The sequence below is a fragment of the Bartonella sp. M0192 genome (genome assembly GCF_016102305.1).
GTDB classification, from domain to species: domain Bacteria; phylum Pseudomonadota; class Alphaproteobacteria; order Rhizobiales; family Rhizobiaceae; genus Bartonella; species Bartonella apihabitans.
Genome location: NZ_JACFOU010000001.1, coordinates 2,056,388 through 2,082,424, shown reverse-complemented (window position 1 = coordinate 2,082,424; position 26,037 = coordinate 2,056,388). Strand labels below are relative to the sequence as shown.

Annotated in this window: 18 protein-coding genes, 1 pseudogene and 1 riboswitch; of the genes and pseudogenes, 5 read left to right on the top strand and 14 right to left on the bottom strand. The window is 45.8% G+C overall.

What is annotated here, in order from left to right:
- Positions 1-540: 540 nt before the first annotated feature.
- The gene (locus H3S82_RS09095; protein WP_198232782.1) at positions 541-1,137 is read right to left on the bottom strand and encodes an RDD family protein; all 597 of its coding nucleotides are present in this window, start codon (positions 1,135-1,137) and stop codon (positions 541-543) included.
- A 280-nt stretch (positions 1,138-1,417) separates the two neighbouring features.
- On the opposite strand from H3S82_RS09095, the pseudogene H3S82_RS09090 reads away from it, so the two are divergent.
- Positions 1,418-1,750: pseudogene (locus tag H3S82_RS09090) on the top strand (glycosyltransferase); the annotation flags it as partial.
- A gap of 109 nt (positions 1,751-1,859) precedes the next feature.
- Here the strand turns inward: H3S82_RS09090 and H3S82_RS09085 are convergent.
- Positions 1,860-2,330 (bottom strand): Lrp/AsnC family transcriptional regulator, encoded by a 471-nt coding sequence (locus tag H3S82_RS09085; protein ID WP_077972104.1) that lies wholly within the window; start codon positions 2,328-2,330, stop codon positions 1,860-1,862.
- A 72-nt stretch (positions 2,331-2,402) separates the two neighbouring features.
- Positions 2,403-3,791 (bottom strand): TrkH family potassium uptake protein, encoded by a 1,389-nt coding sequence (locus H3S82_RS09080; RefSeq protein ID WP_198232780.1) that lies wholly within the window; start codon positions 3,789-3,791, stop codon positions 2,403-2,405.
- 307 nt (positions 3,792-4,098) lie between these two features.
- Here H3S82_RS09080 and trxB point away from each other — a divergent pair, with 307 nt between their 5' ends.
- Together trxB and H3S82_RS09070 are read left to right on the top strand one after the other, a co-directional pair.
- Positions 4,099-5,073 carry a thioredoxin-disulfide reductase gene (gene trxB, locus H3S82_RS09075; protein ID WP_198232779.1) on the top strand — a complete coding sequence of 325 codons (975 nt, stop codon included), beginning with the start codon at positions 4,099-4,101 and terminating at the stop codon, positions 5,071-5,073.
- Positions 5,074-5,173: 100 nt separating this feature from the next.
- On the top strand, positions 5,174-6,079 hold the full coding sequence (locus H3S82_RS09070; RefSeq protein WP_198224198.1) for a LysR family transcriptional regulator: 906 nt from the start codon (positions 5,174-5,176) through the stop codon (positions 6,077-6,079).
- 1,322 nt (positions 6,080-7,401) lie between these two features.
- Here the strand turns inward: H3S82_RS09070 and H3S82_RS09065 are convergent.
- The 6 genes from H3S82_RS09065 to H3S82_RS09040 form a co-directional block, all read right to left on the bottom strand.
- Positions 7,402-8,604, bottom strand: a complete 1,203-nt coding sequence (locus H3S82_RS09065; RefSeq protein ID WP_198232778.1) for a pyridoxal phosphate-dependent aminotransferase — start codon at positions 8,602-8,604, stop codon at positions 7,402-7,404.
- Positions 8,605-8,807: 203 nt separating this feature from the next.
- Positions 8,808-9,245, bottom strand: a complete 438-nt coding sequence (locus H3S82_RS09060) for a pseudoazurin (RefSeq protein ID WP_246785260.1) — start codon at positions 9,243-9,245, stop codon at positions 8,808-8,810.
- 21 nt (positions 9,246-9,266) lie between these two features.
- Positions 9,267-10,022, bottom strand: a complete 756-nt coding sequence (locus H3S82_RS09055; RefSeq protein WP_198232777.1) for an ABC transporter ATP-binding protein — start codon at positions 10,020-10,022, stop codon at positions 9,267-9,269.
- A gap of 1 nt (position 10,023) precedes the next feature.
- Positions 10,024-11,040, bottom strand: coding sequence for a FecCD family ABC transporter permease (locus H3S82_RS09050; protein WP_369458735.1), 1,017 nt, complete (start codon positions 11,038-11,040; stop codon positions 10,024-10,026).
- 9 nt (positions 11,041-11,049) lie between these two features.
- Entirely contained in the window at positions 11,050-12,087 is a 1,038-nt protein-coding gene (locus tag H3S82_RS09045; RefSeq protein ID WP_198232776.1) for an ABC transporter substrate-binding protein, read from the bottom strand.
- A gap of 554 nt (positions 12,088-12,641) precedes the next feature.
- Positions 12,642-12,869: riboswitch (cobalamin riboswitch) on the bottom strand.
- Positions 12,870-13,187: 318 nt separating this feature from the next.
- Positions 13,188-13,397: a cold-shock protein gene (locus H3S82_RS09040; protein WP_075868855.1), complete on the bottom strand. Its 210-nt coding sequence runs from the start codon at positions 13,395-13,397 to the stop codon at positions 13,188-13,190.
- A 310-nt stretch (positions 13,398-13,707) separates the two neighbouring features.
- Between H3S82_RS09040 and H3S82_RS09035 the strand changes: the two genes are divergently transcribed.
- Entirely contained in the window at positions 13,708-15,657 is a 1,950-nt protein-coding gene (locus H3S82_RS09035) for an ABC transporter ATP-binding protein/permease (protein WP_198232775.1), read from the top strand.
- A gap of 865 nt (positions 15,658-16,522) precedes the next feature.
- Here H3S82_RS09035 and H3S82_RS09030 read toward each other — a convergent pair.
- The 5 genes from H3S82_RS09030 to carB all read right to left on the bottom strand — a co-directional run bounded on the left by H3S82_RS09030 (position 16,523) and on the right by carB (position 24,542).
- Entirely contained in the window at positions 16,523-17,899 is a 1,377-nt protein-coding gene (locus H3S82_RS09030) for a 4Fe-4S binding protein (protein ID WP_198232774.1), read from the bottom strand.
- A gap of 21 nt (positions 17,900-17,920) precedes the next feature.
- Entirely contained in the window at positions 17,921-18,772 is an 852-nt protein-coding gene (locus tag H3S82_RS09025; protein WP_198232773.1) for an FTR1 family protein, read from the bottom strand.
- A 12-nt stretch (positions 18,773-18,784) separates the two neighbouring features.
- Positions 18,785-19,108, bottom strand: a complete 324-nt coding sequence (locus H3S82_RS09020) for a cupredoxin domain-containing protein (protein WP_198232772.1) — start codon at positions 19,106-19,108, stop codon at positions 18,785-18,787.
- Positions 19,109-19,365: 257 nt separating this feature from the next.
- A complete protein-coding gene (locus H3S82_RS09015) occupies positions 19,366-19,899 on the bottom strand; it encodes an iron transporter (RefSeq protein WP_198232771.1) in 534 nt (177 codons plus the stop codon).
- Between the two features lie 1,157 nt (positions 19,900-21,056).
- Positions 21,057-24,542 carry a carbamoyl-phosphate synthase large subunit gene (gene carB, locus H3S82_RS09010; protein ID WP_198232770.1) on the bottom strand — a complete coding sequence of 1,162 codons (3,486 nt, stop codon included), beginning with the start codon at positions 24,540-24,542 and terminating at the stop codon, positions 21,057-21,059.
- 219 nt (positions 24,543-24,761) lie between these two features.
- On the opposite strand from carB, the gene H3S82_RS09005 reads away from it, so the two are divergent.
- Complete coding sequence (locus H3S82_RS09005; RefSeq protein WP_198232769.1) at positions 24,762-25,661, top strand: neutral zinc metallopeptidase; 900 nt, start codon at positions 24,762-24,764, stop codon at positions 25,659-25,661.
- Positions 25,662-26,037 lie beyond the last annotated feature (376 nt).

Sequence of the window (26,037 nt, the reverse complement as noted above, 5' to 3'; positions counted from 1 at the left end):
GCTTGCCATTGCAATTCACTTATAAAATTTTAAGGTTGAAGCCAGCAAATCCGATTGCCAGACGGATACGGTTTTTAATTGGAAGATATGACATTTTAAAAGCAAACAGATCATGCGCAATGACCACGTCATTCCTGTTGAAGAGCATCGGTACAGGAAACGCACCACGTTTGACGCGTTAGATTGATAAATATTCGGTATTTGATGAATATATAACGGGTACACGGATTATCGTATTTGTTCCGATATTTTTCAGCATAAAACTGAAAACGATTGATTGTTTAAAGGGTGAAAAAGTTAAAAGCTTCAATGCAACATTTGCGAATAGGAAAAATCAGCCGTTTGATGAAGTTGTAAAATTTATCAATATGCCTGTTTGAGGAAATTTTTAGCATCAATATGACCTTGCTGGGCAGCAAGATAGAAAAGTTTTATGGCTTCGCTTTTATTTGTGGAATCTCAAAACCCTCATAATATAACAATTCTAGATAGCATTAAGCCGAAGCGTTTGCTTGAAAAACGAAATGAATTTATTCGTTTTTAATTATAAGTGGCTAATATAAATAGTATCAATAACCAACTTAGAACTAAAAAATCTAATATCGCTAATACGACAGTATTAAAAATTGGAGTTGGTTTCTGAATAAATTTATTCAATATATCGCTTTCTGTAGGAGAATGCAGTTTTGATTTGGAATCATAACTTGCACGCCCTTTTTTGAATACAATATTGTATTGTATAAAGAATGTAATTAGATTTAAAATTGGAATACCTAATCCAAATCCAGAGAACATTTGTCGCAATGTCCTGATTGAATATTGAGCTAATGTTAATTTATTTCCGGTATCAGCATTTACAATTTTTAATCCTACAATCGATTTTCCGATATTGTTTCCAAATAGAGAATAAATACAACAATCAATAAGAAAAACATATAAATAAAATAAAACTATAAAAAAAGTAATAAAAAATCCCATCGCAAAAGGTAAATTATGAGGAAGAAATTGTAAAAAAACATTTATATCTATGGTATGGAAAATTATATTTAAAACAACCATAAAAAATATAATTATGTATAATAATGCATCAAAAATTCTTGCAAAAAAACGCGGCCATAGATAATTTTTTTGATCCATAATAATTTCACTTATATCAAATAAACCAGAAAATTCGACATTTTAGGGGCTGCAACTATTTCCAGACTTATATTGATAAAAAAGTATAATTTACAATGGATCGGTAGACAATTTAAATCCATCGAAAGTCACAACTTTGTGGTGTTAAGTAAAAATAATTTATCAACTCTTCATTTAATCGTTTGATTGATGGAGAGGCGTAAAAGTAAAATTTTGAAAAACGCGTGAACCACATTCAAGTGTAAAACTTTAAGAATAATCAAACTTGGGGAATTTGGAACGCGTCTCACTCCGGCGCGTAACGCTTTACGTTGCCCCATCGAGAAACGAAGGTTTCGGGCTGACACCGCTTGACGCTCAGGCTTCCAAAACCGCTGTTGTGGCAAGTGATGCGGGTGCTTACAAGGAGCTTGTCACAGAAGGCACGGGAACAGTCGTTCCTGCTGGCGATGGCAAAGTTTTGACAGAAGCGATAAAGCCTTATCTTGCAGACCCTGAGAAGACCATTGCCATGGGCGAAAAAGCCTTGGAGCATGTGCAAAAAGACTTTCCCCTTGATAAAGAAGCAAGCTCGATTGACGAAGTTTATCAGGAACTTTTCGCCACAAAATAAAACGACATTTCTTTGGTTGCGCTGAGTTTCACGGGGTAATATCCTGAAGAATGGCATCTAGCGCTTAATAAAAGGAAAGCGAAGTTTTCCGCGTTCCAATCGGTGTTTTTTAGAGAATAAGTGGTGGTTCGTCTTTGATGACGCGAATGGTGAGAGCAGTGCGCACGGAACCGACATTGGAGGCGGCGGTTAGTTGTTCTATAACAAAGGTCTGGAAGCTTTTGAGATCGGGTGCCACGCAGTGAAGCAGAAAGTCGGATTCTCCTGACACCATCCACGCTTTTCTGACAAGCGGCCATTGATAGACCATGGCTGCAAACCCTCGCAAATCCGCATCGGACTGGCGGTGCAAACCGACAAAGCAGAAGGCTACGAGATCTTGCCCAATCATGGCACCGTTCAGGATAGCCTGATAGCCTTTGATGATGCCATCCTGCTCAAGGCGCCTGACGCGACGCAGACACGGCGGTGCAGAAATGCCGACTTTCGAAGCAAGTTCGACATTTGTCATGCGTCCATTGCTTTGGAGTTCTTTCAGTATTTTCCAATCGATTGAATCAAGATCGGCTTTAATCTGCATTGGGCTTTACTTCACTATTGTTGGATTGAGTGATTGTCTATCACCGGTTAGGAAAAACGTCACGCGATAAAATCATTTTCTCCAGAATGCTGGCGTAAATAGAATAATAACGGTAACAATTTCCAGCCGTCCTGCAAACATAAGAGCGCTCAAAATCCACAATGCGGCATCTCCGACTGTGGAAAAATTGCCATCCGGCCCAATTCGGTCGCCAAAACCGGGTCCGACATTGGAAAGAGCCGTTAATGCGCCGGTAAAAGCAGAAACAAAATCAAGGCCGGTGAAGGAAAGCAACATTGCGCCAATCACAAGCGAGGTCATGTAAAGACTCAAAAAAAGCAACACAGTCTGGGCAAGGTCACCGGAAATATCGGTTCCGCCATAGCGCACTTTGACGACTGTGTTCGGGGATAGAAGCCGCGTCAGGGCTACCCGCGTGAAGCGCCAGAGGATAATAAGCCGGTTGATCTTTATGCCACCGGAAGTCGATCCGGCACAACCGCCTATGAAAGAGGCGATGAAAAATAGTCCAAGTGCGAAAGGCCCCCAGAGCAAATAATCCTCGGCGGCATAACCGGTTGTTGTTATGACAGATACAAAATGGAAAATCGCGTCAAGAAATGCATGATGGAACGTAAATCCGAAATGGAAGCGCAGCCATATGGCAAGTGCAAAACTTGCAATGAGAACGATGGCCAGAAAAACAATCACTTGCGGGTCGGCCAAGCGCCTTGAACGTTCCGGCAGAACAAGTTTGACATAAAGAATAAAGGGGAGCGAGGCGAGCAACATGAAAATTGTTGCAATGACCAGCACCGAAGGTGTCTTTGAAAAATAGCCGAGCGAGGCATCATGGGTTGAAAAACCGGCTGTAGCAATCGTCGTCATGGCATGATTGACGGCATCGAACATTGTCATGCCAACGGCAAAATAGGACAACATGCATAAAAGTGTGAGCCCCAGATAGGCGATGATAATGCCATTGGCAATCTGGTTCACACGCGGCAGAACTTTTTCTGCGCGATCTGATGATTCCATATTGAAAAGTTGGATGCCGCCCACTCTGAGCGAGGGCAAAAGCAATAATGCCAAGGCGATAAACCCGATGCCGCCAATCCAGCATAAAAGCGATCGCCATAAAAGAATGCCGCGCGGTAGCCGGTCGAGACCGGTCAGAACTGTGGCACCGGTTGTGGTAATGCCGGAAACACCTTCAAAAATGGCAGCCGCAAGTGACAAAGGCAGGCGTGAAAAATAAAGCGGCATGGCACCGAGCAGGCAGCCGGTGACCCATAGGCAGACAGTCAATAGAAATCCGAGTCGGGCTGAAAAGCGACAATTCGCGCCATTGGTTGCAAGCAGTATCAGTGTGGCAAAGGCAATTGTTGTCGCCGCCGAGCGAATAAAGACAACCCAGTCGCCATTTCCTGCCCGCAAATCTGCAAGGGCAGGAAGCAACATGGTTATTCCCATGATGAGGGAAAAACGCGCGCAGACATTGCTGACAAATCGAAAAATGGTGAACCTCGGGATTGAAAAGAAACTTAAATACGCGTGCTAGGCAATCAATTGCTATTTTATATAAACTTTCCACTAACTGACAATCGCTAAGTTTCACAAAATGTCATGGGTTGTGATTTAATCGGTCAATCTTTTCGACTGTCTTGCAAAAGATGATTTTAAACCATAAATCAATGACAAAGAACAACCCTCGGAGAAACGCTTGCTCTTGGCTTTTTCCTAAATCGATTTATGAAAGTGGAGTTTCATGTCAACGCGCCATATTCCTGTTTTGATCGTCGGTTCAGGCCCTGCCGGCTATACAGCCGCAATCTATGCAGCGCGGGCCATGTTGAAGCCTGTGATTGTTACCGGGTTACAACAGGGTGGGCAGTTGACGATTACCGACGAGGTTGAAAACTATCCCGGTTTTGTCGATCCGATTGGTGGACCCGAACTTGTTCAAAGAATGGCCGATCAAGCGGTGAAAATGGGAACCGAGCTCATTTATGACATCATCACCAAGGCAGATCTTTCAAAACGGCCTTTCACGCTTCACGGTGATTCCGGCACTGTCTATACCTGTGATGCGCTGATCATTGCGACCGGTGCGCAAGCCCGTTGGTTGGGGCTTGAGAGCGAAAAAACCTTTATGGGCGGTGGCGTTTCGGCCTGCGCGACTTGTGACGGTTTTTTCTACCGCGGTAAAGATGTGGTTGTGGTCGGTGGTGGCAACACTGCCGTTGAAGAAGCGCTATATCTCGCAAATATTGCCAAAACTGTAACTGTTGTGCACAGGCGGGATTTTTTCCGTGCCGAAAAAATTATGCAGGAGCGTTTATTGAAACGTGATAATGTCCGTGTGATCTGGAATCATGTGGTCGATGAAATTGTCGGTAATCCGCCAAAACCGCCCATGGGCGCAACGGTGACCGGTGTGCGTCTTAAAGACACTTTGACGGGAAAATTGAGCGAAGTCGAAGCGCAGGGCGTGTTCATTGCTATTGGTCATGCGCCGGCTGTCGAGTTGTTTGAAGGGCAATTGCGCCAGAAACCTGGTGGCTATTTATGGACAGCGCCGGATTCTACGGCAACCGATGTCGAAGGTGTTTTTGCAGCAGGTGACGTAGCCGACGATACGTTCCGTCAAGCTGTGACTGCCGCTGGGCGTGGCTCGATGGCAGCCATTGAAGTTGAACGTTTTCTGGATAGTCAGGCTGATTCAAAGGCTGTTGAAAAGTAGATTTTATCCGGTGCTTTTTAGATAAAAATTGCGCCGGATATTAAGAATGGATACCGTTTTTAAAGCAGGAAGCGGTTTTTAACATTTAAGGAGAAAACGAGTGGCTGCGCCGTTGGATTGGGACAAATTGAGAATTTTCCACGCCGCCGCTGAAGCCGGCTCGTTTACGCATGCCGCGCAGACGTTACACATGTCGCAATCGGCGATTTCTCGGCAGGTTTCGGCTCTTGAACAGGATGTCGGTGTGCCACTTTTCCAACGCCATGCACGCGGACTTATCATGACAGAGCAGGGCGAAATTCTTTATCGCACGGCTCATGATGTATTGATGAAACTCGAAAATGTCCGCTCCAAATTGAGTGAGAGCCGTGAAAAGCCAACCGGTCATTTGTGTGTTACAACGACCTTCGGTCTTGGCTCCGGTTGGCTTGTGCAGCGGATACCGGAATTTGTGAACCTTTATCCCGATATCCAAATCCAGCTTCTCCTTGATGACGAAGAACTCGATTTGACAATGCGCCATGCCGATTGCGCTTTGCGTTTGCGTCAACCCCAGCAGCCGGATCTCATCCAGCGGCGGCTCTTTACCGTGCATATGCATGTTTATGCTTCGGCCAATTACCTTGCCAATCATGGTAAGCCGACCCAATTGGAAGAACTTGATAATCATCGCATTATTTCATTCGGTGAATCGGCACCGAGCTATCTTGCCGGCTTGAACTGGCTGGAAAGTGCCGGACGTAATGACGGGTCGCAGCGCATTCCCTCTTTACAAATCAACAATGTGATTTCCATCAAAAACGCGACTATAAAAAATCTTGGCATCGCGGTTTTGCCCGATTACATCATCGCTCCCAATGACGGGCTGATCAAGCTCTTCCCCGATCTCACGGAAATCCCTTCTTTCGACACTTTTTTCTGTTATCCGGAGGCATTGAAAAACTCCGCCAAGCTTCATGCCTTTCGCGATTATATTTTCGCCAAAAGCCGCAATTGGTCATTTTGACCGGATAAGAAGAATGACGGTCTTTTTGAAAAATTCCTGATTGTTAGGACCGATAATTCTCAAAGTCATATTTTTTACCGGATAAACGACATATTACCAGATAAACGACATATTTTGGGTTAGGCCTTGTGTAAGCCCCAGTTTTTCGCCGGTGAGACAGATATTCAAGAGCTTTTGCCGGTTCCGTTGGATTGGTCCAGATCGACATTAATTAGGTTGGCTGATTACAGGCTTGCTTGATGTAAAGCTCAATTGCTGTTTTCTGATGGATAGGCATGATTGCCGGTCATATTGCCTTTTCTCTGGGCACGTCCTGACAAACGCCTATAAATTGCGCGGAAAAGGTACCTTATCGAAAATTGTTGGAATTATGACGTAGCTCTTACTCTAACATTATGTTTTTTAATAAAAAAATGTGTTTATGTGCAGAAATGAAGCAGTTTTTTTACATGAGCTATGCACTGAGTGCATAGCTGGCGTGCTTAATATCTGGTTGTTGATTGCCTAAAAAAAGAGCATATTGCACACATCTCAAGAACACGTCTCCTCCCATTGCGTTTCTTGAGTGTTCCCCTCTGGAGGTTTTGTCAGATTGACTTTAGTCTCTGAAACCTTCAAAACTTTGGCCGGACATTTGTCCGGCTTTTTTTTTGCTTTTTCCGGCTTATTCCTTTGACAGGTCCCAATCGGTTTTTTGGGATTTCCGATGAGCGATAATGGGAGCGAACATTTCTAGTCAAAGTTTCAAAGCAAAAACTTGTTACGCGAATGTCCTTCACCTGCGGGAAACAAAAAGCGGAAAGCTTTGTTGCTTCGGATTATTCTTGAATAGGTGCCGGTTCAATCAGGCAAAGCAGCATTGGTGTTTTCCGTCATAAGAATGAAAGCGGCATTGATGTTTTCGTGAAAGCCATATGAGAGGGGTATGCCCATTTTTATGCCCCAATAGTGTTGACGAAACTTTTGCGGCTTTTCATTCCCGTTAAAAAGCGGAAAGACGCACTACCGACTTCGTCGAAGAGACGGCACATTAAAGAGCAATGCTAACGAAAACAGAAGTTCGCGCATTTAGTCTGCTTGTTTTGAGCCGGTGGCAGAGATCAACACGCCCTTCGGGAAGGGGCATTGTGTCGAGATAATCCGACAGCGTGTTATGTGAGGATAGTATTTTCACGATCTTATTTGTCTATTCCGTCTTGTTCCCGATCTTCAATGCATGAACCGGCAAAGTTTTTCGATTTTTTGGAAAAGCCTGGCATAAAGCTCAAAAAAAAACCGCCCTCAAAAAAGGCGGTTTTTGAATGGTTTAGTGACGGAACCTATTAGCGCAGGCTTGAACAGAAACGCTGAATGCGCCGGCAAGCTTCTTCCAGAAGTTTTTCTGAAGTTGCGTAGGAAATACGGAAAGCCGGTCCGAGACCGAAAGCGGCTCCGTGAACAACTGCTACAGCTTCTGTTTCAAGAAGAGCCGTGACAAAATCTTCATCAGTCTTGATGACTTTGCCTTCCGGTGTTTTCTTGCCAATCAGTTTTGCGCAGGAAGGATAAACATAGAATGCGCCTTCCGGTGTCGGGCATTCAAGGCCGTTTGCCTGATTGAGCATGGAAACAACGAGATCGCGTCTTGCCTGAAAGATTGCTTTGTTTTTTGCAATAAAATCTTGCGGTCCGTTCAAAGCTTCAACCGCAGCCCATTGCGAAATCGAACTTGTGCCGGATGTCTGCTGGCTCTGGATGGTTTCCATCGCCTTGATAAGCTCGACCTGACCTGCTGCATAGCCGATACGCCAACCGGTCATTGCATAGGCTTTTGAAACACCGTTTACCGTCAATGTGCGCTCGTAAAGCTTTGGCTCGACGGCTGCCGGCGTAGCGAATTTGAAATTGTTGTAAGTGAGGTGCTCGTACATATCATCGCTCATGACATGGACGTGCGGATATTTCAAAAGAACATCGGTCAGTTTTTTCAACTCGTCATGTGTATAGGCAGCACCTGACGGATTGCACGGAGAATTGAAAACAAACCATTTTGTTTTGTCGGTAATGGCTGCTTCGAGATCTTCCGGCTGAAGTTTGTAATTGAATTCTTTTTTGGCATCGACAAAAACCGGTGTGCCATTATTGACGGCGACCATTTCCGGATAGCTTACCCAATAGGGGGCAGGGATAATTACCTCGTCGCCCTTGTTCAGTGTTGCCATGAAAGCATTGAAAAGAACCTGTTTGCCACCTGTGCCGACAATAATCTGCTGCGGCTTGTAATCAAGATTGTTTTCGCGTTTGAGTTTTTTGGCAATGGCTTGGCGAAGCTCCGGTATACCGGCAACAGGAGTATATTTTGTTTTGCCCTGACGGATTGCCTCGATAGCAGCATTTTTAATGTTATCGGGTGTATCAAAATCGGGTTCTCCCGCACCGAGTGAAATTACATCACGACCGGTGGCCTTGAGGTCACGGGCTTTTTGTGCAACCGCAATCGTTGCAGAGGGCTTGATACGGGATAGCGTATCGCCAATGAATGCCATTCTATTATCTCCTCAGATTGAATAAGCAATGCACTGATTCTTGCCTTGAAGTGCAATAAATCAGTATAATAAATTTATGTCCCAAGCGCTTTAAAAGTGCAAGAATTGTCTTCATCAATTTATTGTAGCGGCTTTAAAGGGAATAGTGCAACACATAGTATTGTTACCGGTGATTATTGTTCCCCGTGCGCCCCGCTACCCCGCTATTCCCCTTTATCGACGCGGGAAAAAATGTCATCAAAACGTTTTTTGGCAATGCCCGGCTGCTTATGGTCGCGATAGGATTGCGGCAATGCCTGATCGTCACCCACTTTAATGAGCATAATCATTCCCATGGCATAATGGGGAATACATTTAATGCCATAAAAGCCGGGTTTATCGAAAGTGACTTGCAGTTCTTCGTCGATCTTGCCTTTGAAAGGTGTTGCCCCTTCCGGTATCATGTCATCAATCGTTGCAGCATTATGACTTTTTTGGGTGGCAATAAATTTTACGGAATCACCCGGTTTGATTTTTAGATAATCCGGCTCGAAAACCATGGCACCACTTGCTCCCCGATTGAGCATTTTCACCTCATAAGTTTCGGCATTGGCAGTCGAGACGAAGGCGAGCAGTGCAACACAGGCAAACAGTTTTTTCATTTTTTATCCTTTCAAGGAAAATTAAAGCAGGTAGCGTATATGGGGCCTACCGTTTTCAAGCATCTCTATTTCAGCATTGGCGTGGAAATTGGTCAATATTGTTTCCTTTGTCAAAACCTCTTCCGGCTTTCCCGAATTTATCAATCGTCCGTGTTGAAGCAAAGCAATACGGTCGCAAAACATGGCGGCATGATTGAGATCGTGAAGGGCAATCAGTACAGAAAGGCCGAGTTTCCGGATGAGGGAAAGGATTTCCAGTTGGCAACCGATATCAAGATGATTTGTCGGCTCATCCAGAATGAGAATACGCGGTTTTTGCGCCAATGCACGGGCGATATGGATGCGCTGTTTTTCGCCGCCTGAAAGGCTGTTCAGAAGGCGCTTTTCAAAGCCTTTCATATTGACTTTCAAAAGTGCATCCTGCAACGCGTCTTCATCTTCCGGAAGCCATGGTGAAAGTAGGCGTTTGTGTGGTGTGCGGCCGATTTCTATCGCATGGCGCACGTCGATGCGTTCATGCGGTTCGGCCTGCTGTTCGACAAAGGCAATTGTTTTGGCAAGTTTTCGTCTTGACCAGTTGGAAAAAGCAATGTCGTCAAGGCTTACCTCGCCTTCTGTTGGCCGAACAAGGCCTGCAAAAACAGACAGAAGCGAACTTTTGCCTGCGCCATTCGGGCCGATAATGCCTAAAATTTCCTGGTCTTTCAATGTGAGCGTTACATCATCAAGAATGGTGTGACGGTCGATTTCAAGTGATATGTGTTCGCCGACAAGCATATCAATTTCCTTTCTGCCGCAAAAGCAACAGGGCAAAAAGCGGTGCGCCGATCAATGCGGTGACAATACCGACAGGAAAAGCAAGACCGGGCACGATAATGCGCGAAATAACATCGGCGGCAATCATAAAAAGCGCACCGATAAAAGCCGAAGCCGGTATCAGCAACCGGTGGCGCACACCGACAATAAGACGGGCAGCGTGCGGCACCACGAGCCCCACAAAGCTGATTGTACCCATAATGGAAACCATGACGGCCGTAACCAGAGCCACGACAGTAATGAGCAGCATGCTCACATAATGGACAGAAATACCGAGCGATTTTGCAGCACGCGAGCCGAAAACAAAGGCATCAAGAATACGGCAAAAGGCAAAAAAGATTAAAAATGCGACAAGTGTCAAAGGAAAAGCGAGCGCTGCGTCATTCCACCTTGCACCGGAAAGATTGCCGATCATCCAGGCAAAAATATTCGAGCGTCCTTCAAGGGGTGTAAAGATCATCAATATGAGCGCCGTCAAAGCATTGAACAGCATGGCGCTCGCAATACCCGCCAGAATAATGGCGGTTGCATTGCGGCCGGAATGATAGGCGAGGAACACAACAAAGAAAAACGATAACAGACCGCCGATCAATGCTCCGGTTGAAAGTGACAGAATACTCAAATTCATGCCGAAAGCGGTAACCAGTGCCGCACCTGTTCCCGCCCCCGAAGAAATGCCCAGAAGATAGGGTTCGGCAAGGGGATTTCGTAACAAGGCCTGTAAAATAACCCCGCACATGGCAAGACCGGCACCGCAACAGGCGCCCACGACCGCGCGCGGCAGACGCCACAGCCAGATCACCCGACTGTGGAATATATCCACCTCGTAACCGCTATCAAACAGATGATTGGCAATGGTTTTCAAAAAAGACGAAAACGGAATGGCAATCTCGCCAATTGCTGCACCTGCAACAATTGCGCATAGCAATATGAAGATGCAGAAAAGCCAGATGATAATGGTGCGGGGCAAATGTGTCACTCTTTTGCGTCACTCTTTTAGAAGACCAAGTTCGACAATGGCATTTGCCAGTTTTTCAATACCATCAATGGTGCGCATGGTTGTATTCATGGATTGCACGTCCATATTGACAAGGCGATCATTTTCGACAGCCGGTAGCAGTTTTGTAACGGGGTCTTTCTTCAAAAAATCACGTTTCACAACAACATCATCGGCAGGAAAACGGCGACGATCCATTTCGGCAAGAACAATAATGGTCGGGTTTGCTTTGACAATGGTTTCCCACCCGACAGTCGGCCATTCATAGTTCGATTCTATAACATTTTTAATGCCCAGAATTTTCATAATATAACCGGGTGCACCAAGGTCTCCGGCAACATAGGGGTCAATATCAAGATCAGCACTGGAATACCAGAAAACCGCGCTGATTTTGCCCTTTGGCAAGTTTTTGACCTTGTCGATTGCAGCCTGTTCGCGCCCTTTCAGCTCATGAACAAGTTTCTCTCCTTTGTCCTGAACATTGAAAATCAATGCCAGTTCGGAAATTTCCTGATAGATCAGGTCCATTGTGAAAGGGGCTGTGCGCAAACCGTCGCTACCGGCAAGATTGTCTTTTCCCACGCAATCGGCAGGTGCTGTATAAACCGGAATTTCAAAATCCTTGAACTGGTCATAGGTCGCCGCACTTCCCGCAGGCCCTATAACCCATTCCTGATGACTTGCGACAAGATCGGGCTTTTCGGCAATGATGCTCTCGAAACTTGGAACATCATGGGAAAGCATTTTAACGTTTTTGTTGACTTCGGTAAATTGTGGCAAAACAGGTGAATACCAGAGCGCAGTCCCTTTGACCTTGTCGGATAACCCCAAAGCATAAAGTATTTCTGTTGTATTTTGGCCGACCGAAACAACGCGTTCCGGTGCTTTGTTAAAAACCAGTGTGCGGCCGCAATTTTTAAGCGTTAACGGATAATGCGTTTCGTCGGCAAAAGCATTGCTATGAAAAGCAATGGAAAAACAGCTTATTGCCAGAGCCAGAATGATCGTCTTCAAATGCATGGTCTTCATGAGTTTACTCTTCTCGTTTAAAGCCGGTGCAAAGCCGTTTTATGAGGGCTCTGCCATGTCACGGAATTGAAGTGATTGACGGCGGGGGTTCGGAAAGTTTTCAAACCTGAAAAAGCGCAACCGCAAAACGAAAAAAGCACTCTCGGACGAAAAAGACTTGAAGAAAAAGCCTTAAAGAAAGTCCAGTTAAAAACCACATTTGCAACCATTTGTTTAAAGTTACAAATTTTTCCAGTTCCGGTCTTTTCTGTTTTTGACTTGTTACTTCGGGTCTTTTCACAATCGGAATATTTTTGTTTCAATAGGCAATTTTTATCTTCTCTCCGCTTTGACAAATGAGAGCAAAACAATGTCGAACTTTTTTGTTTTGAAAAAAGCCGCAAGAGATAAAAGAAAAAACTCTGTCGGAACAAATGTTTTGCTCGCGCAATCAAACCGGAAAAGATTATCCGGATAAGCGTATGAGAGGCGACAAAAATGACGCCTGATTGGATTGCCATGATGACCTTTCCTTTGCACCCACCGTGCGTTAGGGCATTTTATAACGGGCTTATAAAAAGCCCATGATTGACGGCAGGTCTCCTGGCTCGCGGCATTTTTATGCACCTTTAGCCTTCCCGCTTTCGCAGTGGCCGGGTAAAACCCTTAAAAAAGGTGCTGCCGTTTACAGTTGCGGGGGCAGCCACGGCTGAAATCCCTTGAGTGAGGTCGATTTTTCCGTGTTCCCTATTATTCCCCTTTTGAAGACATCCTGAAGGGGAACCGTCAATAAAATTTATAACTTATCTAAATATAAGTGCAAGCATGTTGTTGACGTTATTGTTGAAATAGAAAAACGATATTCTGTCAGTTTGCCTTCGAGGGCTAATGATTGTCACTCTACTCAAGGAAAGATCGGGGAAAGATTGCGGAAACAACGGGAAAATATGAAAACGAAGGAACGGGGCCTTGCAGACAAAATTGAAAAAATTATCGGATAAATAAAAAAGCCCCACTCGAAAAAAAGGTGGAGCTTTTTAAAAATCTGTTTCTTTTATATCCGGTTTTGAAATGCTCATCAAACGTTTTGCCGTTTTAGTCGGGCATTTCACTTCCAGATATTAAAGAGCTGAAAGATTGCCTGCAGCAGATTTGCCGGAACGACGGTCCTGCACAACTTCATAAGACACTTTCTGGCCTTCATTAAGACCGCTCATGCCTGAGCGTTCAACAGCTGAAATGTGTACAAATACATCTGCACCACCATCATCAGGTTGAATGAAGCCGAAGCCTTTTGTTGTGTTGAACCACTTAACTGTTCCTGTAGCCATAGGAAACTCCTGTAATAAAAAATGAGTGCACCAACACGTCATGCGTTGATGCTTCTGGTAGATCGAAATTTAGAAAGGGGAGTTTCGTTAAATAGTGCTTGCTGCACGGTTAAGAAAGTCGCACAACCGAAAAATCGATTGGCGCTTCATTAGACCCTCTCGAAAAAGAAAGCAAGTTGAATTAATATTAAATTTGAAAGCGTTGGTGCTTTTGCTATTTTGATTGCCTACACTATCTGGTGTATACAGGGGCAGTCATTATTTTTAATTGTCGTCAGAATGTCGCGATTATATGAGGGGATTTGAGTGAATGGCCAGAAAAGGCAGCGATATAGACGACAATATGCCTGATAATCCTGTTGATGCAGCTCCCGGTTCATTGCGTGAAGGCATTGTCAAAAATACCCGTTTTTCGCATCAGGCAAAGATCCTTTATATTGCTTTCTGGCATTCGCATACGCGCAATACGCTGATTGCGACATTTCTTGGCATACTTGTGCTGATTATTCTGATTGGCCGCGGGCAATTGCAAATCAATGAATGGACAAAGGATTTCTGGAACGCGATCAGCCGCAAAGATTTGCACGAATTTGTTTTCCAGCTCGGTGTGTTCTTTGTTATTGCCTCGGTTTTATTGATCTTCAACATTGTCCAGACTTTTTTGAACCAATATCTGAAAATGAAATTGCGCGAAGGCTTGACCGATGACCTTATCAGCCAATGGATGCAGCCAAAGCGTGCTTTCCGTCTGACAATGGCTGGCGAGGTGGGCGTCAACCCTGACCAGAAACTTCATGAAGATGCCCGACATCTTGCCGAATCAACGGCCGATCTCGGCATCAATCTGTTGCAGGCCAGTGTAACATTAATCATCTTCATTCCGACATTATGGGCAACAACGGCGGGCTTTGTTTTCAGCTTTTCCGGCTATAGTTTTCCGCTTCCCGGTTACATGATCTGGGCGGTGCTCCTTTATGTCGGGGCGGCATCCTTTCTCACATGGTTTGTTGCGCGTAATCTGGTGACTATCAACGCCAACCGTTATGCACGCGAAGCAGATTTGCGTGCCGCCTTGATGCACACCAACCGTTCGATTGATTCGATCACCTTGATGGGGGCGGAAAAGGACGAGAAGCGTTATCTTGACGGGCGTGTGCAAAATGTTTTGAATGCCATCTGGCATATTGTTGTCGCAACCACCAAATTGACAGGTATCACCGCCGGTTATGGCTGGGTGTCAAACGTTGCTCCCTATATTATTGCCTCACCGATCTATTTTGGTGGTGGCATTGATCTTGGTGGTCTACAGGCGGCTGTTCAGGCCTTCAATCAGGCGCACCAGTCGTTGCGCTGGTTTGTTGACAATTATGGCGCTCTGGCCGATTGGCGCGCGACGATGCTGCGTGTTGCAACATTCAGACAAGCTGTTGTTCAAATGGACGGTGTCGATCGTCTGAAGGGCGAGCATATCACGGTCAAAACCAATGATTCCGATATTATGACCTTCGACAATCTGTTGATCCGCACGGCCAATGGCAAATTGACTTTGACACCGCCGGATTTAGTTATCAAGCGCGGGCACAACACGCTGATCTATGCACCGCAAGATGTTGATAAAACCATTCTATACCATGCGCTTGCAGGGCTTTGGCCTTGGGGGCAGGGCACTGTAGGGCTTCCCAATTCAGGTCTGCCCAATTACATTCCCGACGCACCTTATATTCCGCCAGGCACATTGCGCACGGTTCTTCTCTATCCGGCAACGGATAAAAACCCGACTGACGATGAAATCGAACGCGCTCTCGAAATCACCGGTTTGAGTGATTATTTTTCCGCGCTTGATGAAGAAAACGTCGATTGGGAAAGACGATTGAACGATGTCGAACGCCGTTCGATCGCTTTTGCCCGTGTGCTTCTTACAAATCCGGAATGGATTGTTGCCAATCAGGTGATGGACGGTATTGACGAAACAGTGCGCAAACGCATTGCCTCGGTTGTTTTCCAACATTTGAAAAATACGACTTTTGTCTATATCAGCCGTCGCAATGACGAAAGCTATCTGTACGACGTGATTGTAGAAGTAAAATTCGAGCCGTCCGAACAGGCTTTGTCAAAGGGAGAAAAAACGACACCAAAAAACGAGCCGGCCGATAGCATTCCGGAAGCCCAAACGGCAGACACCGAAACAGCGGCTAGTGAGACCACAAAGGCTTCAGAAACTTCGCCTGTAAAAGAGAAGAATAGAAAGCCAAAAAAATAAGCGCGAAGAATTGGCTGCCCCGCTAAAAAGAAGCAAGTTGCAGTGATCAGCAAAACGCACAAACGACTTCTTTCTTTTCGGGCGTTTTTATGTGCGGTGGTTTTTCATGAATGGTGGCTTTTATGGGGTGGCGGTTTTCGACAATGTTTTCAAGCAAAGAGAAGCCTTTTAGTTGTTCGAAAGCGGCCTCTCAAGTTCCAAGAAAAATAACGTAGCGTTAAGATTGCAGCAATTCGCGTTCGAAAACGGCTTTTGAAAAAAAGCTTTCAATGAAATTTCCTCCAAAAAAGATTCGCACTCCAAAGATATTTTTGAAAGAAAAATGCCTTTAGCGTTTCATAAATTCTCGAGGTTTTAAGGCCGCGCTGGTCGGTTTTCAGGAACCTCAAATCAACCTCAAAAAGGGTTATGAAAAAGTCCGCTCGGGCAAGATGCATTTTTAAAGTTCATAAAAATAGAATCAAAACAGGATGCACTTGAAAACGTCGTCTTAAAAATTGCCACAGGCTTTTAAAAATCGGTTTTATCAGAAACAGTTTTGTTTTTTTTAAAATTATAAATGAGCACCATCGCCCAAGTTTTTCCATGAGAGCTGTCGGAAAAGGAATAAAGGCCAAAGAGCACAAAACGGAACAGGTTTCAAAGTAAAGCAGCGAAAGGGAAATTTTTGGATAAGCAGGGTCTTCCTCTAATAGCAGCATTTTCCCGATGAGCAGCCATTTTCCTGAATTTACTATAAATCTTGAACAGCATGATAAATCATGCGCAGCGTTACGGATGTCGGTTTTTCAGGAAAAGACGGGGGTAGCCGGGGAGCGGAGTTTTTGAACTGCCGGATAATGCCCGTGATTTCCGGTTTTAAAACTCACCAGCCCCAGAACATCAGCCACCAGGCGTAGACAATTGGAACGCAACAAAGAGCAAAAAGAGCGAAGCTAACTAATTTGCGGATGAGGCTTGCAGGTGTTCTTTGCAAAATTCTTGCCGCAAGATAAAGGCTCCAGAGCGACGTCAAAGCAAGAATAAAGGCACGGGCATATGGCAACCACCAGAAGGTCACACCGTCATACATCAAAAGTTTTACAGTCGTTGCAGTAAGCCCCAGAAACAGACCCGCTGCTGCCAATGGCAAAAACGCTTGTGCCAAATGATGATAGAGCGTTGACGAACGCATAAGCGCGGCAATAGCCCACAGCATGAGCGTTAAAAATGTGCCGAAAAGCACACCGCTTCCCAGAATGTAACTTGCGACACAAAAGCCGTCTACCCAGTTGAAACTGTCATTATTGGCGGGGTGGTTTGTCAAAATCCACCACGGAGCGGTCGGGTCGAGTGGCCAGAATATATTGTGATCGACAAGCCATTCGGCAATTCTCTGTTTAAAGGTCACAAACCACGGGCTTACAGTCCATGTGAAGGCCCCGATGGCAACGCCGATCATGCCGAAAAGGAGTAGCCTTGTTTCCCACGGATTGGCGTTTTTGTCTTCTCCGTAAACGACAACTTCTTCCATAACCGAGCGTGGTTTTAGAGCCACAGCATCGCGGAATCCGGCACAGCGCGCGCACATATGGCAGGCATTGACACCATGAAGCTGATGAATATTGATCATTGGCGGGCAATTGGGGTTTTCCTGACGGGCTCCACAATAATGCGCCCATTTTTCCTGATCAGTCTTGAAGGAAATAGGGGCAAGGCGGGAAAGCAGGTTGAAAACGCCATTAACGGGGCAAAGATAACGACACCAGACGCGCGTACCCTTACCGAAAAAGAAGCCGATGACCATCGCTGCCAGTGTCGAGCCGCCCAAAATGAGAAGTGCCGCTTCTGCATAATCATAAACGCTGATCAACTGCCCATAAAGCGTTGTCAGAATAAAGGCGACTGTTGGCCAGCCCCGCCATTTGAGCCAGCGCGGAATAGTTTTGTTACGCCCGACAGTGCGGCTGGTATATTCGGCCAAAGCACCTTCGGGGCAGAAAACGCCGCACCAGATACGTCCTATAAACAGCATGGAAAGAATAACGAATGGCCACCAGATTCCCCAAAATACGAATTGGGCAAAAAGCACCAGATTGCCAAGAATATGTTCCTGCCGTGGCGGCAATGGCAAAAATGACGGCACGATAAGGAGAAACAGATAAATGGCGACAACACACCACTGTATCGTCTGGATCACTGTTCTATGACGTTGCATGACAGTGCCCAGATTAGAGACCGCAGTGGTGATGATATGTGACATGGTTTCTTTAAAAAACGGGTTTCAGGTAACTTTCAATGGCGGGCGAACCACCGTTTTGGCAGGCTTTCTATTACAAAGAACAATGGCTGCAATCCAGTAAACTGCCAACACAACAACTTGCATCAAAGACGGTTCCGCATGGTAACCTGTAAGGCCTGTCAATGTGCTGTTATCGGGAATAAGCCAGCTTGTACTCCATAGCGGATCATCCATAAAGCTGTATAGCCATTCGGGTAAATCATAAGCCGAAATCTGGGCCGCCGCTTTGTCGAAGGCAGTAATCAGCAATCCCCCGCCAATGAGTAGAAGGACAAATTCGCTTCCAAGGAAAAACCATCTCCACGGGATGATTTTGGAAAATTTCTGTAACAACCAGAAAGTCAAAAGTGCCAGAATAAAGCCGAGCACACCCCCCAGAATGAACATGCCGAGCGACGCACCATTTTGTTGCGCTCCGACACCGGCAAGAAACACCACTGTTTCGGAGCCTTCACGGGCAACCGCAATCATCGCAAGGAGCATAATGCCGAAACCGCCGGAAGATTGCAGGCTTTCGGCCGCTTCACGTTCCAAAGTATGTTTCATTGAAGCACCGTGGTGATGCATCCAGACGATCATCTGCATAATGAGAAGGGCGGCAACCGCCATCATAGCGGTGAAGAACCATTCCCCGCCGGGGCCTGCAAACCAAGTGCCCGCGACATAAAACAGGATGGCGAGAATTCCCGCGAGAACAAGCCCTAATGCGGTTCCCGCCCATAAACGGTTTTTAAGCGTTAAAAGATTTTCTCGCCGCAGCCACGTATAGAGGATGCCGATAACGAGCAGCGCTTCAATACTTTCACGCCAAACGATGAAAAGAGGTGCACCCATTTGTCTGCTCTCCTATTTTACGTTAATGTCGAAACCGGCCATATCCATGTGAAATTCGTCAACAAAATGGTAGCTGCCGGGTTTGAGCGGGTGAATGACAACAAATGATTCAACGCCTGCGCCGAGAACTTTTTCAACCCGCATAGACAGGTTTTCAAATTCAGCCGGCCCCGAACCGATATTTTTAACCGAGATTTTGAAGCGTTGCCCCGCCGGAACTTCAATTGATTGCGGTTCAAATACACCATCCTTGATGGTTACATTATAAAGCGAAAGTTCGTCGGCTCCGGCAAAGAGGGGAAACAGACAAAACAGCAAAACCAATATTGCGCGCATAATAAAACCCTTTTTAACCAAAGAGAGCTTTCCGGAATGAATGGTTTACGTTCAAGAAAACCAAATGATCCCCGCCAAAAAGCAAGACCGGCTGTGGAGGTCACAACGGCCGGTCTGCTCGGAGGGCTTACTTCTAGTGGTGGATGATCGAAAGTAAACCCCGACTTTACAAACAGGTCTCGATCTTTGGGGATAAGATTGACTGGAAACTTATCCCTTAAATGTTTCTGGCAGAATTCGACTGCCGGTCACAACAATCAATAGCCACCTTTTTTGCCAGTGCCGGCATAGGTGAAATCATATTCGACAACGCATTTGTCAAACCATGGGCCAACGCCGGTTTCTTTATCGACATGGCGGCCGAACATGGATTCTTTTGAAGGCGGCAAAATGGTGTATTTCAGGTGATATTTGCCAGCACCATCAAGCTTGATGTTTTCGCCATAGTGCGGGCCATCATTGGCAACCATCGGGTGGAAATGACCGCTCAAAGGTTCTTTTGCACCTTCCTTGGTCAATTCGTAAGAAACTTGCAAATAAGGTGCCCATTCGCCTTCCGGAAGACCGTTTTTATTGTCTTCGGTCGCATGAATATCAGCTTCCAGATGGATATCCGATTTAGCAGCCGCAAGCATAATGCCTTCCGGTTCCATTTCAATCGGTTGCAGGTAGACAGCCGCAATTTCCAAACCGCCACAATGCTGTGGTTCGCCAATCGGGTATTCCACGGCCAGAGCCGGTGTTGCAAATAGTGTGCAGGAAGCAGCCAAAATTAGTTTGTTTAAACGCATGATATTTCCCTCAGAATAAAACATGACTATATATATCATCTTTTATCAAAAGCGCAAATTTAAAATTTACCAAAATTATCAAGTTCATTTATAAAAATTATAAAAGCGGCCGGATTATGATGTTGTTTATTGCAAAAAAAACAGTTGAATTTATAATAAATAATTGAATATTAGCCGGATAAAAAATAGTAAAAATATAAAAATTATACTATTCATGATATGATAATAACGGGATTATTATTCAAAAAAATGTTGGCAAAAAATTAATTTCATTATAAAATAAAATTTTGTATTCAAATGGACTTGTTATTTTTTTATTTTATAAAATTTAACTTTAGTAAAAAATTTTAAAAAATATTGAATCAATGACACATAAAACGTGACAATATCGGTCATGAGACACGCTATTTTGAGCAAGGCGAGCCTGTTTAAGGCAAGATTATGAAGGCACGGGACAAGTCGGGTCAGATTCAGTCAAAACGGTTTTCAAAAGAAGCAGATTTTATCATCGCTTTAAACCGGAATGAAAATTATGACCACTCCGCAAGTGATCGACTTGTCGCAAGTGAACGACACCTTGCAACCGGTCGGCACATAGAAACGTGATTGATATGCAAAAGTGATAAGTCGAGCAATGCGACAAGCAGCACTTTCCCTCATTTCCATTTTCCCGCATTTCATAGCGCATGAGATTTAGAGTGGATAATAAAAGGCCCGTTCACAAATGAGTCGATTAAAAGGTTGAAAAGCCATTCGTTGCAAGAATCGGAATTTCGATAATGACTGGCGGGGAGGGATATTCTGTGTTTACGTGGCCCAGCCAGCCCTTGTCATTCCGTGGGAGTGAGGCAATCCGGCCAAATATTATAAAACTTCGCGAAATCGATTATATCGCAGAATAAGGTATTCTATCGGGCAGAATGCGTCGGAGGAAATGTCCGATCCGATAAAATTTGCAAAATGTTTCGGGCTTAACGGCATAAAACTAAGCGCTTGGAATTAGCGGATGGATAAATGAGTTCAAGCCAAAAGTTTTATCACCCTGTGGTAGTGAAACCGGTGAGGCTTTCGGACTTAATGGCTTGAGGGTAAGCGCCATGGAACAGGAGATTAAAATAAGCCCACGGCAAGTTATGCTTTAGCCGTGGGCGAGACAATTATTCGGTATATTCTTGTAAGGAACGCACTTGAATTGTGTCATTCTGCAAAGCTTCTATCGCATCAACAACCGATATAGCTCCCGACATTGTCGTGTAATAGGGAACCTTTTGCATCAAGGCAGCCCGACGCAGCGACTTTGAATCGGAAATTGCACTTGCCGTATCCGTTGTATTGAAAACAATCTGTACCTGACGGTTGCGAATAGCATCTTCGATATGCGGGCGACCTTCGAGAACTTTGTTGATTTTCTTGGCCTTCACGCCGTGTTCTTCAAGAAATTTCTGTGTTCCTGTGGTTGCAAGGATTGAAAAACCGAGTTTTGCCATGCGCTTGACGGCGCCGAGCACGCGTTTTTTGTCATCATCCTTGACTGACACAAAAAGTGTTCCTTCGCGTGGCAGATCATTTCCCGCACCAAGCTGCGCTTTGGCATAAGCAAGAGCAAAGCTATAATCGAGCCCCATGACCTCACCGGTTGAACGCATTTCTGGTCCGAGCAAGGTGTCAACGCCCTGAAAGCGGGCAAACGGGAAGACAGCCTCTTTCACAGCAATATGCGGTTTTTTCTGAACTTTGGGGTAACCGCCATAACGATTGACAGCGTTTTCAAGTTTATCACCCGTCATAATGCGAGCGGCAATCTTGGCAATCGGCCGTCCGATTGTTTTGGCAACAAACGGAACGGTACGGGAAGCGCGCGGGTTGACCTCGAGAATATAGATAACACCTTCTTTGACGGCATATTGCACATTCATCAAACCGCCAACATGAAGCGCTTTGGCAAGCTCGATCGTCTGGCGTTTCAATTCTTCGACAATTTCAGGTGACAATGTGTGAACGGGAAGCGAACAGGCGGAGTCACCCGAATGGATACCGGCTTCCTCGATATGTTCCATAATACCCGCAACGAATGTGTCTTCGCCGTCGCACAGGCAGTCGACATCAACCTCGATTGCATTGGTGAGGTAAGTGTCGAAAAGAAGAGGATTTTTGCCGAGCAGTGTATTGATCTGTCCGGTCTTGTCGTTCGGGTAATGAGCCTTGATTTCTTCCGGCACCAGTTCGGGAACAGTGTCCAGAAGATAGGATTGCAAGTTGCGTTCGTCATGAATGATTTGCATGGCGCGGCCGCCAAGCACATAAGACGGGCGCACAACCAGCGGAAAGCCCAGATCATTGGCAACAAGGCGCGCCTGTTCAACCGAATAGGCAATGCCGTTTTTCGGCTGCGTCAGATCAAGCTTGATGAGCAATTTCTGGAAGCGGTCGCGGTCTTCTGCTAGATCGATTGCATCCGGCGAGGTTCCAAGTATCGGAATGCCGGATTTTTCAAGCGAGGCGGCAAGTTTCAGCGGCGTCTGGCCACCAAATTGGACGATAACGCCGACAAGTTCGCCTTTTTCCTTTTCCGCTTCGAGAATTGAAAGCACATCTTCGGCAGTCAAAGGCTCGAAATAAAGCCGGTCGGACGTGTCATAATCTGTCGAAACGGTTTCCGGATTGCAATTGACCATAATGGCTTCATAGCCTGCATCATGGAGTGCAAAAGCGGCATGACAGCAGCAATAATCGAACTCGATACCCTGTCCTATACGGTTTGGTCCGCCACCAAGGATAACCACTTTTTTCCTGTCGGAAACATTGGCTTCCGAACGCATTTTACCGGCAAAAGGCACTTCATAGGTTGAATACATATAAGCAGTCGGTGAAGCAAATTCGGCAGCGCATGTATCAACACGCTTGAATACCGGTTTTACATTAAGTTCATGACGCGCTTTTGTAACTTCTTCGGTTTCAAGACCGGTAAGGCTGCCAAGCCGCGCGTCGGAAAAGCCCATGGATTTGAGCATACGGAAATTCTCCGCATCTTTCGGTAGGCCTTGCTCGCGCACACGTTGTTCCATATCGACAATCGAGGCAATCTGCTCAAGAAACCAAGGGTCGATTTTGCTGATCTGGTGGATTTCGTTTAATGGCATCCCCATGCGCATGGCCTGCGCAACATAACGCAAACGATCAGGCGTTGGTGTGCCGATAGCGGCACGGATAGCATTTTTCTCGTCGCCTTCGGCGTGTTCGGGAATGGTAATGTCGTCAAGGCCGGTCAAGCCGGTTTCAAGCCCGCGCAAGGCTTTTTGCAAAGATTCCTGAAAAGTGCGGCCGATTGCCATAACTTCGCCGACCGATTTCATTGCCGTGGTCAAAGTATGCGAGGCACCGGGGAATTTTTCAAAGGCAAAACGCGGAATTTTGGTAACGATATAGTCGATTGATGGTTCAAACGAAGCCGGTGTTGCTCCGCCGGTAATGTCGTTTTCCAATTCGTCCAATGTGTAGCCGACAGCCAGTTTTGCCGCAACTTTGGCAATCGGGAAACCCGTTGCTTTCGAGGCGAGGGCGGAAGAACGCGAAACACGCGGATTCATTTCAATGACAATCAAACGGCCATTTTCCGGATTGACGGCAAATTGCACGTTGGAACCGCCAGTTTCGACACCGATTTCACGCAAAACCGCAATCGAGGCATTGCGCATCATCTGGTATTCTTTGTCGGTCAAAGTCAAAGCCGGTGCAACTGTAATCGAGTCACCGGTGTGAACGCCCATAGGGTCAAGATTTTCAATCGAGCAGACGATGATGCAGTTGTCTTTTTTATCGCGAACAACTTCCATCTCGAATTCTTTCCAGCCCAGAACACTTTCTTCAATGAGAACTTCAGTGGTTGGTGAAGCTTCAAGCCCGCGTTCGATGATTTCGTAAAATTCCGAACGGTTATAGGCAATGCCGCCACCGGTTCCACCGAGCGTAAAAGACGGGCGGATAATTGCCGGAAGTCCGACAACATCAAGAGCTTGACCGGCTTTACCGGTTGCATGGGATATATAACGCTGTTTGCGGTCGCCTTCGCCCAAATGCCAATCATGTTCGAGTTTTTCGAGTGCTTTATCAAGCTCGTCACCTTCAAGTTCGGCCTTGAGCTTGTCGCACATTGCATCGTGGCGTTTACGGTCTTCTTCCTTGATTTCGGTTGCATTGGCAAGCATCGACTTTGGTGTTTCAAGACCGATTTTTGCCATGGCTTCACGGAACAATGCACGGTCTTCGGCTTTGTCGATCGCCTTGGCATCGGCCCCGATCATCTCGACATGATAGCGTTCAAGAACGCCCATGCGTTTTAACGACAAAGCCGTATTCAGGGCAGTTTGCCCGCCCATGGTGGGAAGCAGCGCATCCGGCTTTTCGCGCGCTATAATTTTGGCGACAACTTCCGGCGTTATCGGCTCGATATAGGTTGCATCGGCAAGATCAGGGTCTGTCATGATTGTTGCCGGATTGGAATTGACCAGAATGATCCGGTAGCCTTCTTCCTTCAAGGCTTTACAAGCTTGCGTTCCCGAATAGTCGAATTCGCAGGCTTGACCGATGACAATAGGTCCCGCACCGATGATGAGAATGGATTTTATATCTGTGCGTTTTGGCATGGCAGCATCCTATCGCAAACACCCGCGCAGGAAAAACTGGCAGGTTCAACATTTCTTTTTTTAAGGCTAAGCCTGCCTTATAGGTAAAGTCAGCGTGAAAGTAACCCCCTAAATTTTGCTTTTCCTAATTTTTTTTGCTTTACTATGGATGAGAGCCTTCTCTTCTTGGAGGAAGAAGCTATATGCTCTCGAATAAAATAAGCACTGGGAGTGAGGCTTATGCGGTGGGAAGGTGGCAGACAAAGCGACAATATTGAAGATCGTCGCGGTGAAGAGAATAACGGTGCAAGTCCGGTTTTTCGAACAGGTTTAAGCGGCATCGGTTTTGCCTTGTTGTCGCGTGGCGGTTTTACGGGAATTCTCATTCTTGTTGTTATTTTTCTAGGGCTCAGCTTCTTCGGCTATAGCCCGACACGTTTTCTATTCGGCGATGGAGCGCTGGTGAATGAACATAGAGCGCCATTTGGCGCAGCAAAAGCGCCGCTTCAAACCAATGACCGGCGTAGCCTTTTTATTGCAACGGTTCTTGCCGAAACAGAAGATACGTGGGGCGAGATTTTCTTCCACCACAATGCCAAATATAAGCCACCGATCCTTGTGCGTTTTACCGGCGCTATCGATTCGCCATGCGGGCTTGCAAGTACAGCCGTTGGCCCTTTCTATTGTCCTGCCGATCAAAAGCTTTATCTTGATGACGAATTTTTCGACAAATTGGCAACCCATTTTAAAGCACCGGGAGAATTTGCCCAAGCCTATGTCATTGCCCATGAAGTCGGCCATCATGTGCAAAATTTGACCGGTGTTCTCGACCGGATGAATAAGAGAAGGGTAAGCGCCGATACGTCGACTGCCAATGCACTTTCGGTAAAAATCGAATTGCAGGCCGATTGTTATGCCGGTGTGTGGGCGCATTCAACCGAGGATGACGGACTGCTTGAAGAGGGTGATATCGGCTATGCATTGAATGCAGCGGCAAAAATCGGTGATGATACATTACAAAAACGGACGCACGGATATGTTGTGCCTGATAGTTTCACTCACGGAACTTCTGCACAACGCGTCAATGCTTTCAAAACCGGTTATCAACTGGGCAAAATGGAATCATGTGACGGATTTTAAAAAATCCACGTTTGAGAGATTTCGTGAAGTTGAAAGACTTTCTATCCAGTATTTTTGCGCTGTCTCCTAGACGTGGTCGTCATCATCCGGTTTTCGCATGCGCGTTCAAGGGTATCTCGTGTCTTTCATAAAATGATCGGTACAAATCACGGGGTGATGAAAATAGCAAGCAACCATCTTCATCCGAAGGCGGGCTTTAAAACATTTTGGCGTGCACGCTTTCGTTTTGTGCGTCGGCAAACATGACCGTTTAACAAGACCAAAAATATTAAGGAAAATATTTCCGGCTCTGGCATTTGAAAAGTCTTGATCGCTCCCAAAATAGTATAGAGAGTTCAGAGAGGCGCATTTTTTCCCTTTTCTATTTTTGCCAATA

Coding starts and splice junctions, on each gene's coding strand:
- H3S82_RS09095 (WP_198232782.1), bottom strand. CDS start 1,137: ATGGATCAAAAAAATTATCTATGGCCGCGTTTTTTTGCAAGAATTTTT.
- H3S82_RS09085 (WP_077972104.1), bottom strand. CDS start 2,330: ATGCAGATTAAAGCCGATCTTGATTCAATCGATTGGAAAATACTGAAA.
- H3S82_RS09080 (WP_198232780.1), bottom strand. CDS start 3,791: ATGTTGCTTCCTGCCCTTGCAGATTTGCGGGCAGGAAATGGCGACTGG.
- trxB (WP_198232779.1), top strand. CDS start 4,099: ATGTCAACGCGCCATATTCCTGTTTTGATCGTCGGTTCAGGCCCTGCC.
- H3S82_RS09065 (WP_198232778.1), bottom strand. CDS start 8,604: ATGGCATTCATTGGCGATACGCTATCCCGTATCAAGCCCTCTGCAACG.
- H3S82_RS09060 (WP_246785260.1), bottom strand. CDS start 9,245: ATGAAAAAACTGTTTGCCTGTGTTGCACTGCTCGCCTTCGTCTCGACT.
- H3S82_RS09055 (WP_198232777.1), bottom strand. CDS start 10,022: ATGCTTGTCGGCGAACACATATCACTTGAAATCGACCGTCACACCATT.
- H3S82_RS09045 (WP_198232776.1), bottom strand. CDS start 12,087: ATGAAGACCATGCATTTGAAGACGATCATTCTGGCTCTGGCAATAAGC.
- H3S82_RS09040 (WP_075868855.1), bottom strand. CDS start 13,397: ATGGCTACAGGAACAGTTAAGTGGTTCAACACAACAAAAGGCTTCGGC.
- H3S82_RS09035 (WP_198232775.1), top strand. CDS start 13,708: ATGGCCAGAAAAGGCAGCGATATAGACGACAATATGCCTGATAATCCT.
- H3S82_RS09030 (WP_198232774.1), bottom strand. CDS start 17,899: ATGTCACATATCATCACCACTGCGGTCTCTAATCTGGGCACTGTCATG.
- H3S82_RS09025 (WP_198232773.1), bottom strand. CDS start 18,772: ATGGGTGCACCTCTTTTCATCGTTTGGCGTGAAAGTATTGAAGCGCTG.
- H3S82_RS09020 (WP_198232772.1), bottom strand. CDS start 19,108: ATGCGCGCAATATTGGTTTTGCTGTTTTGTCTGTTTCCCCTCTTTGCC.
- H3S82_RS09015 (WP_198232771.1), bottom strand. CDS start 19,899: ATGCGTTTAAACAAACTAATTTTGGCTGCTTCCTGCACACTATTTGCA.
- carB (WP_198232770.1), bottom strand. CDS start 24,542: ATGCCAAAACGCACAGATATAAAATCCATTCTCATCATCGGTGCGGGA.
- H3S82_RS09005 (WP_198232769.1), top strand. CDS start 24,762: ATGCGGTGGGAAGGTGGCAGACAAAGCGACAATATTGAAGATCGTCGC.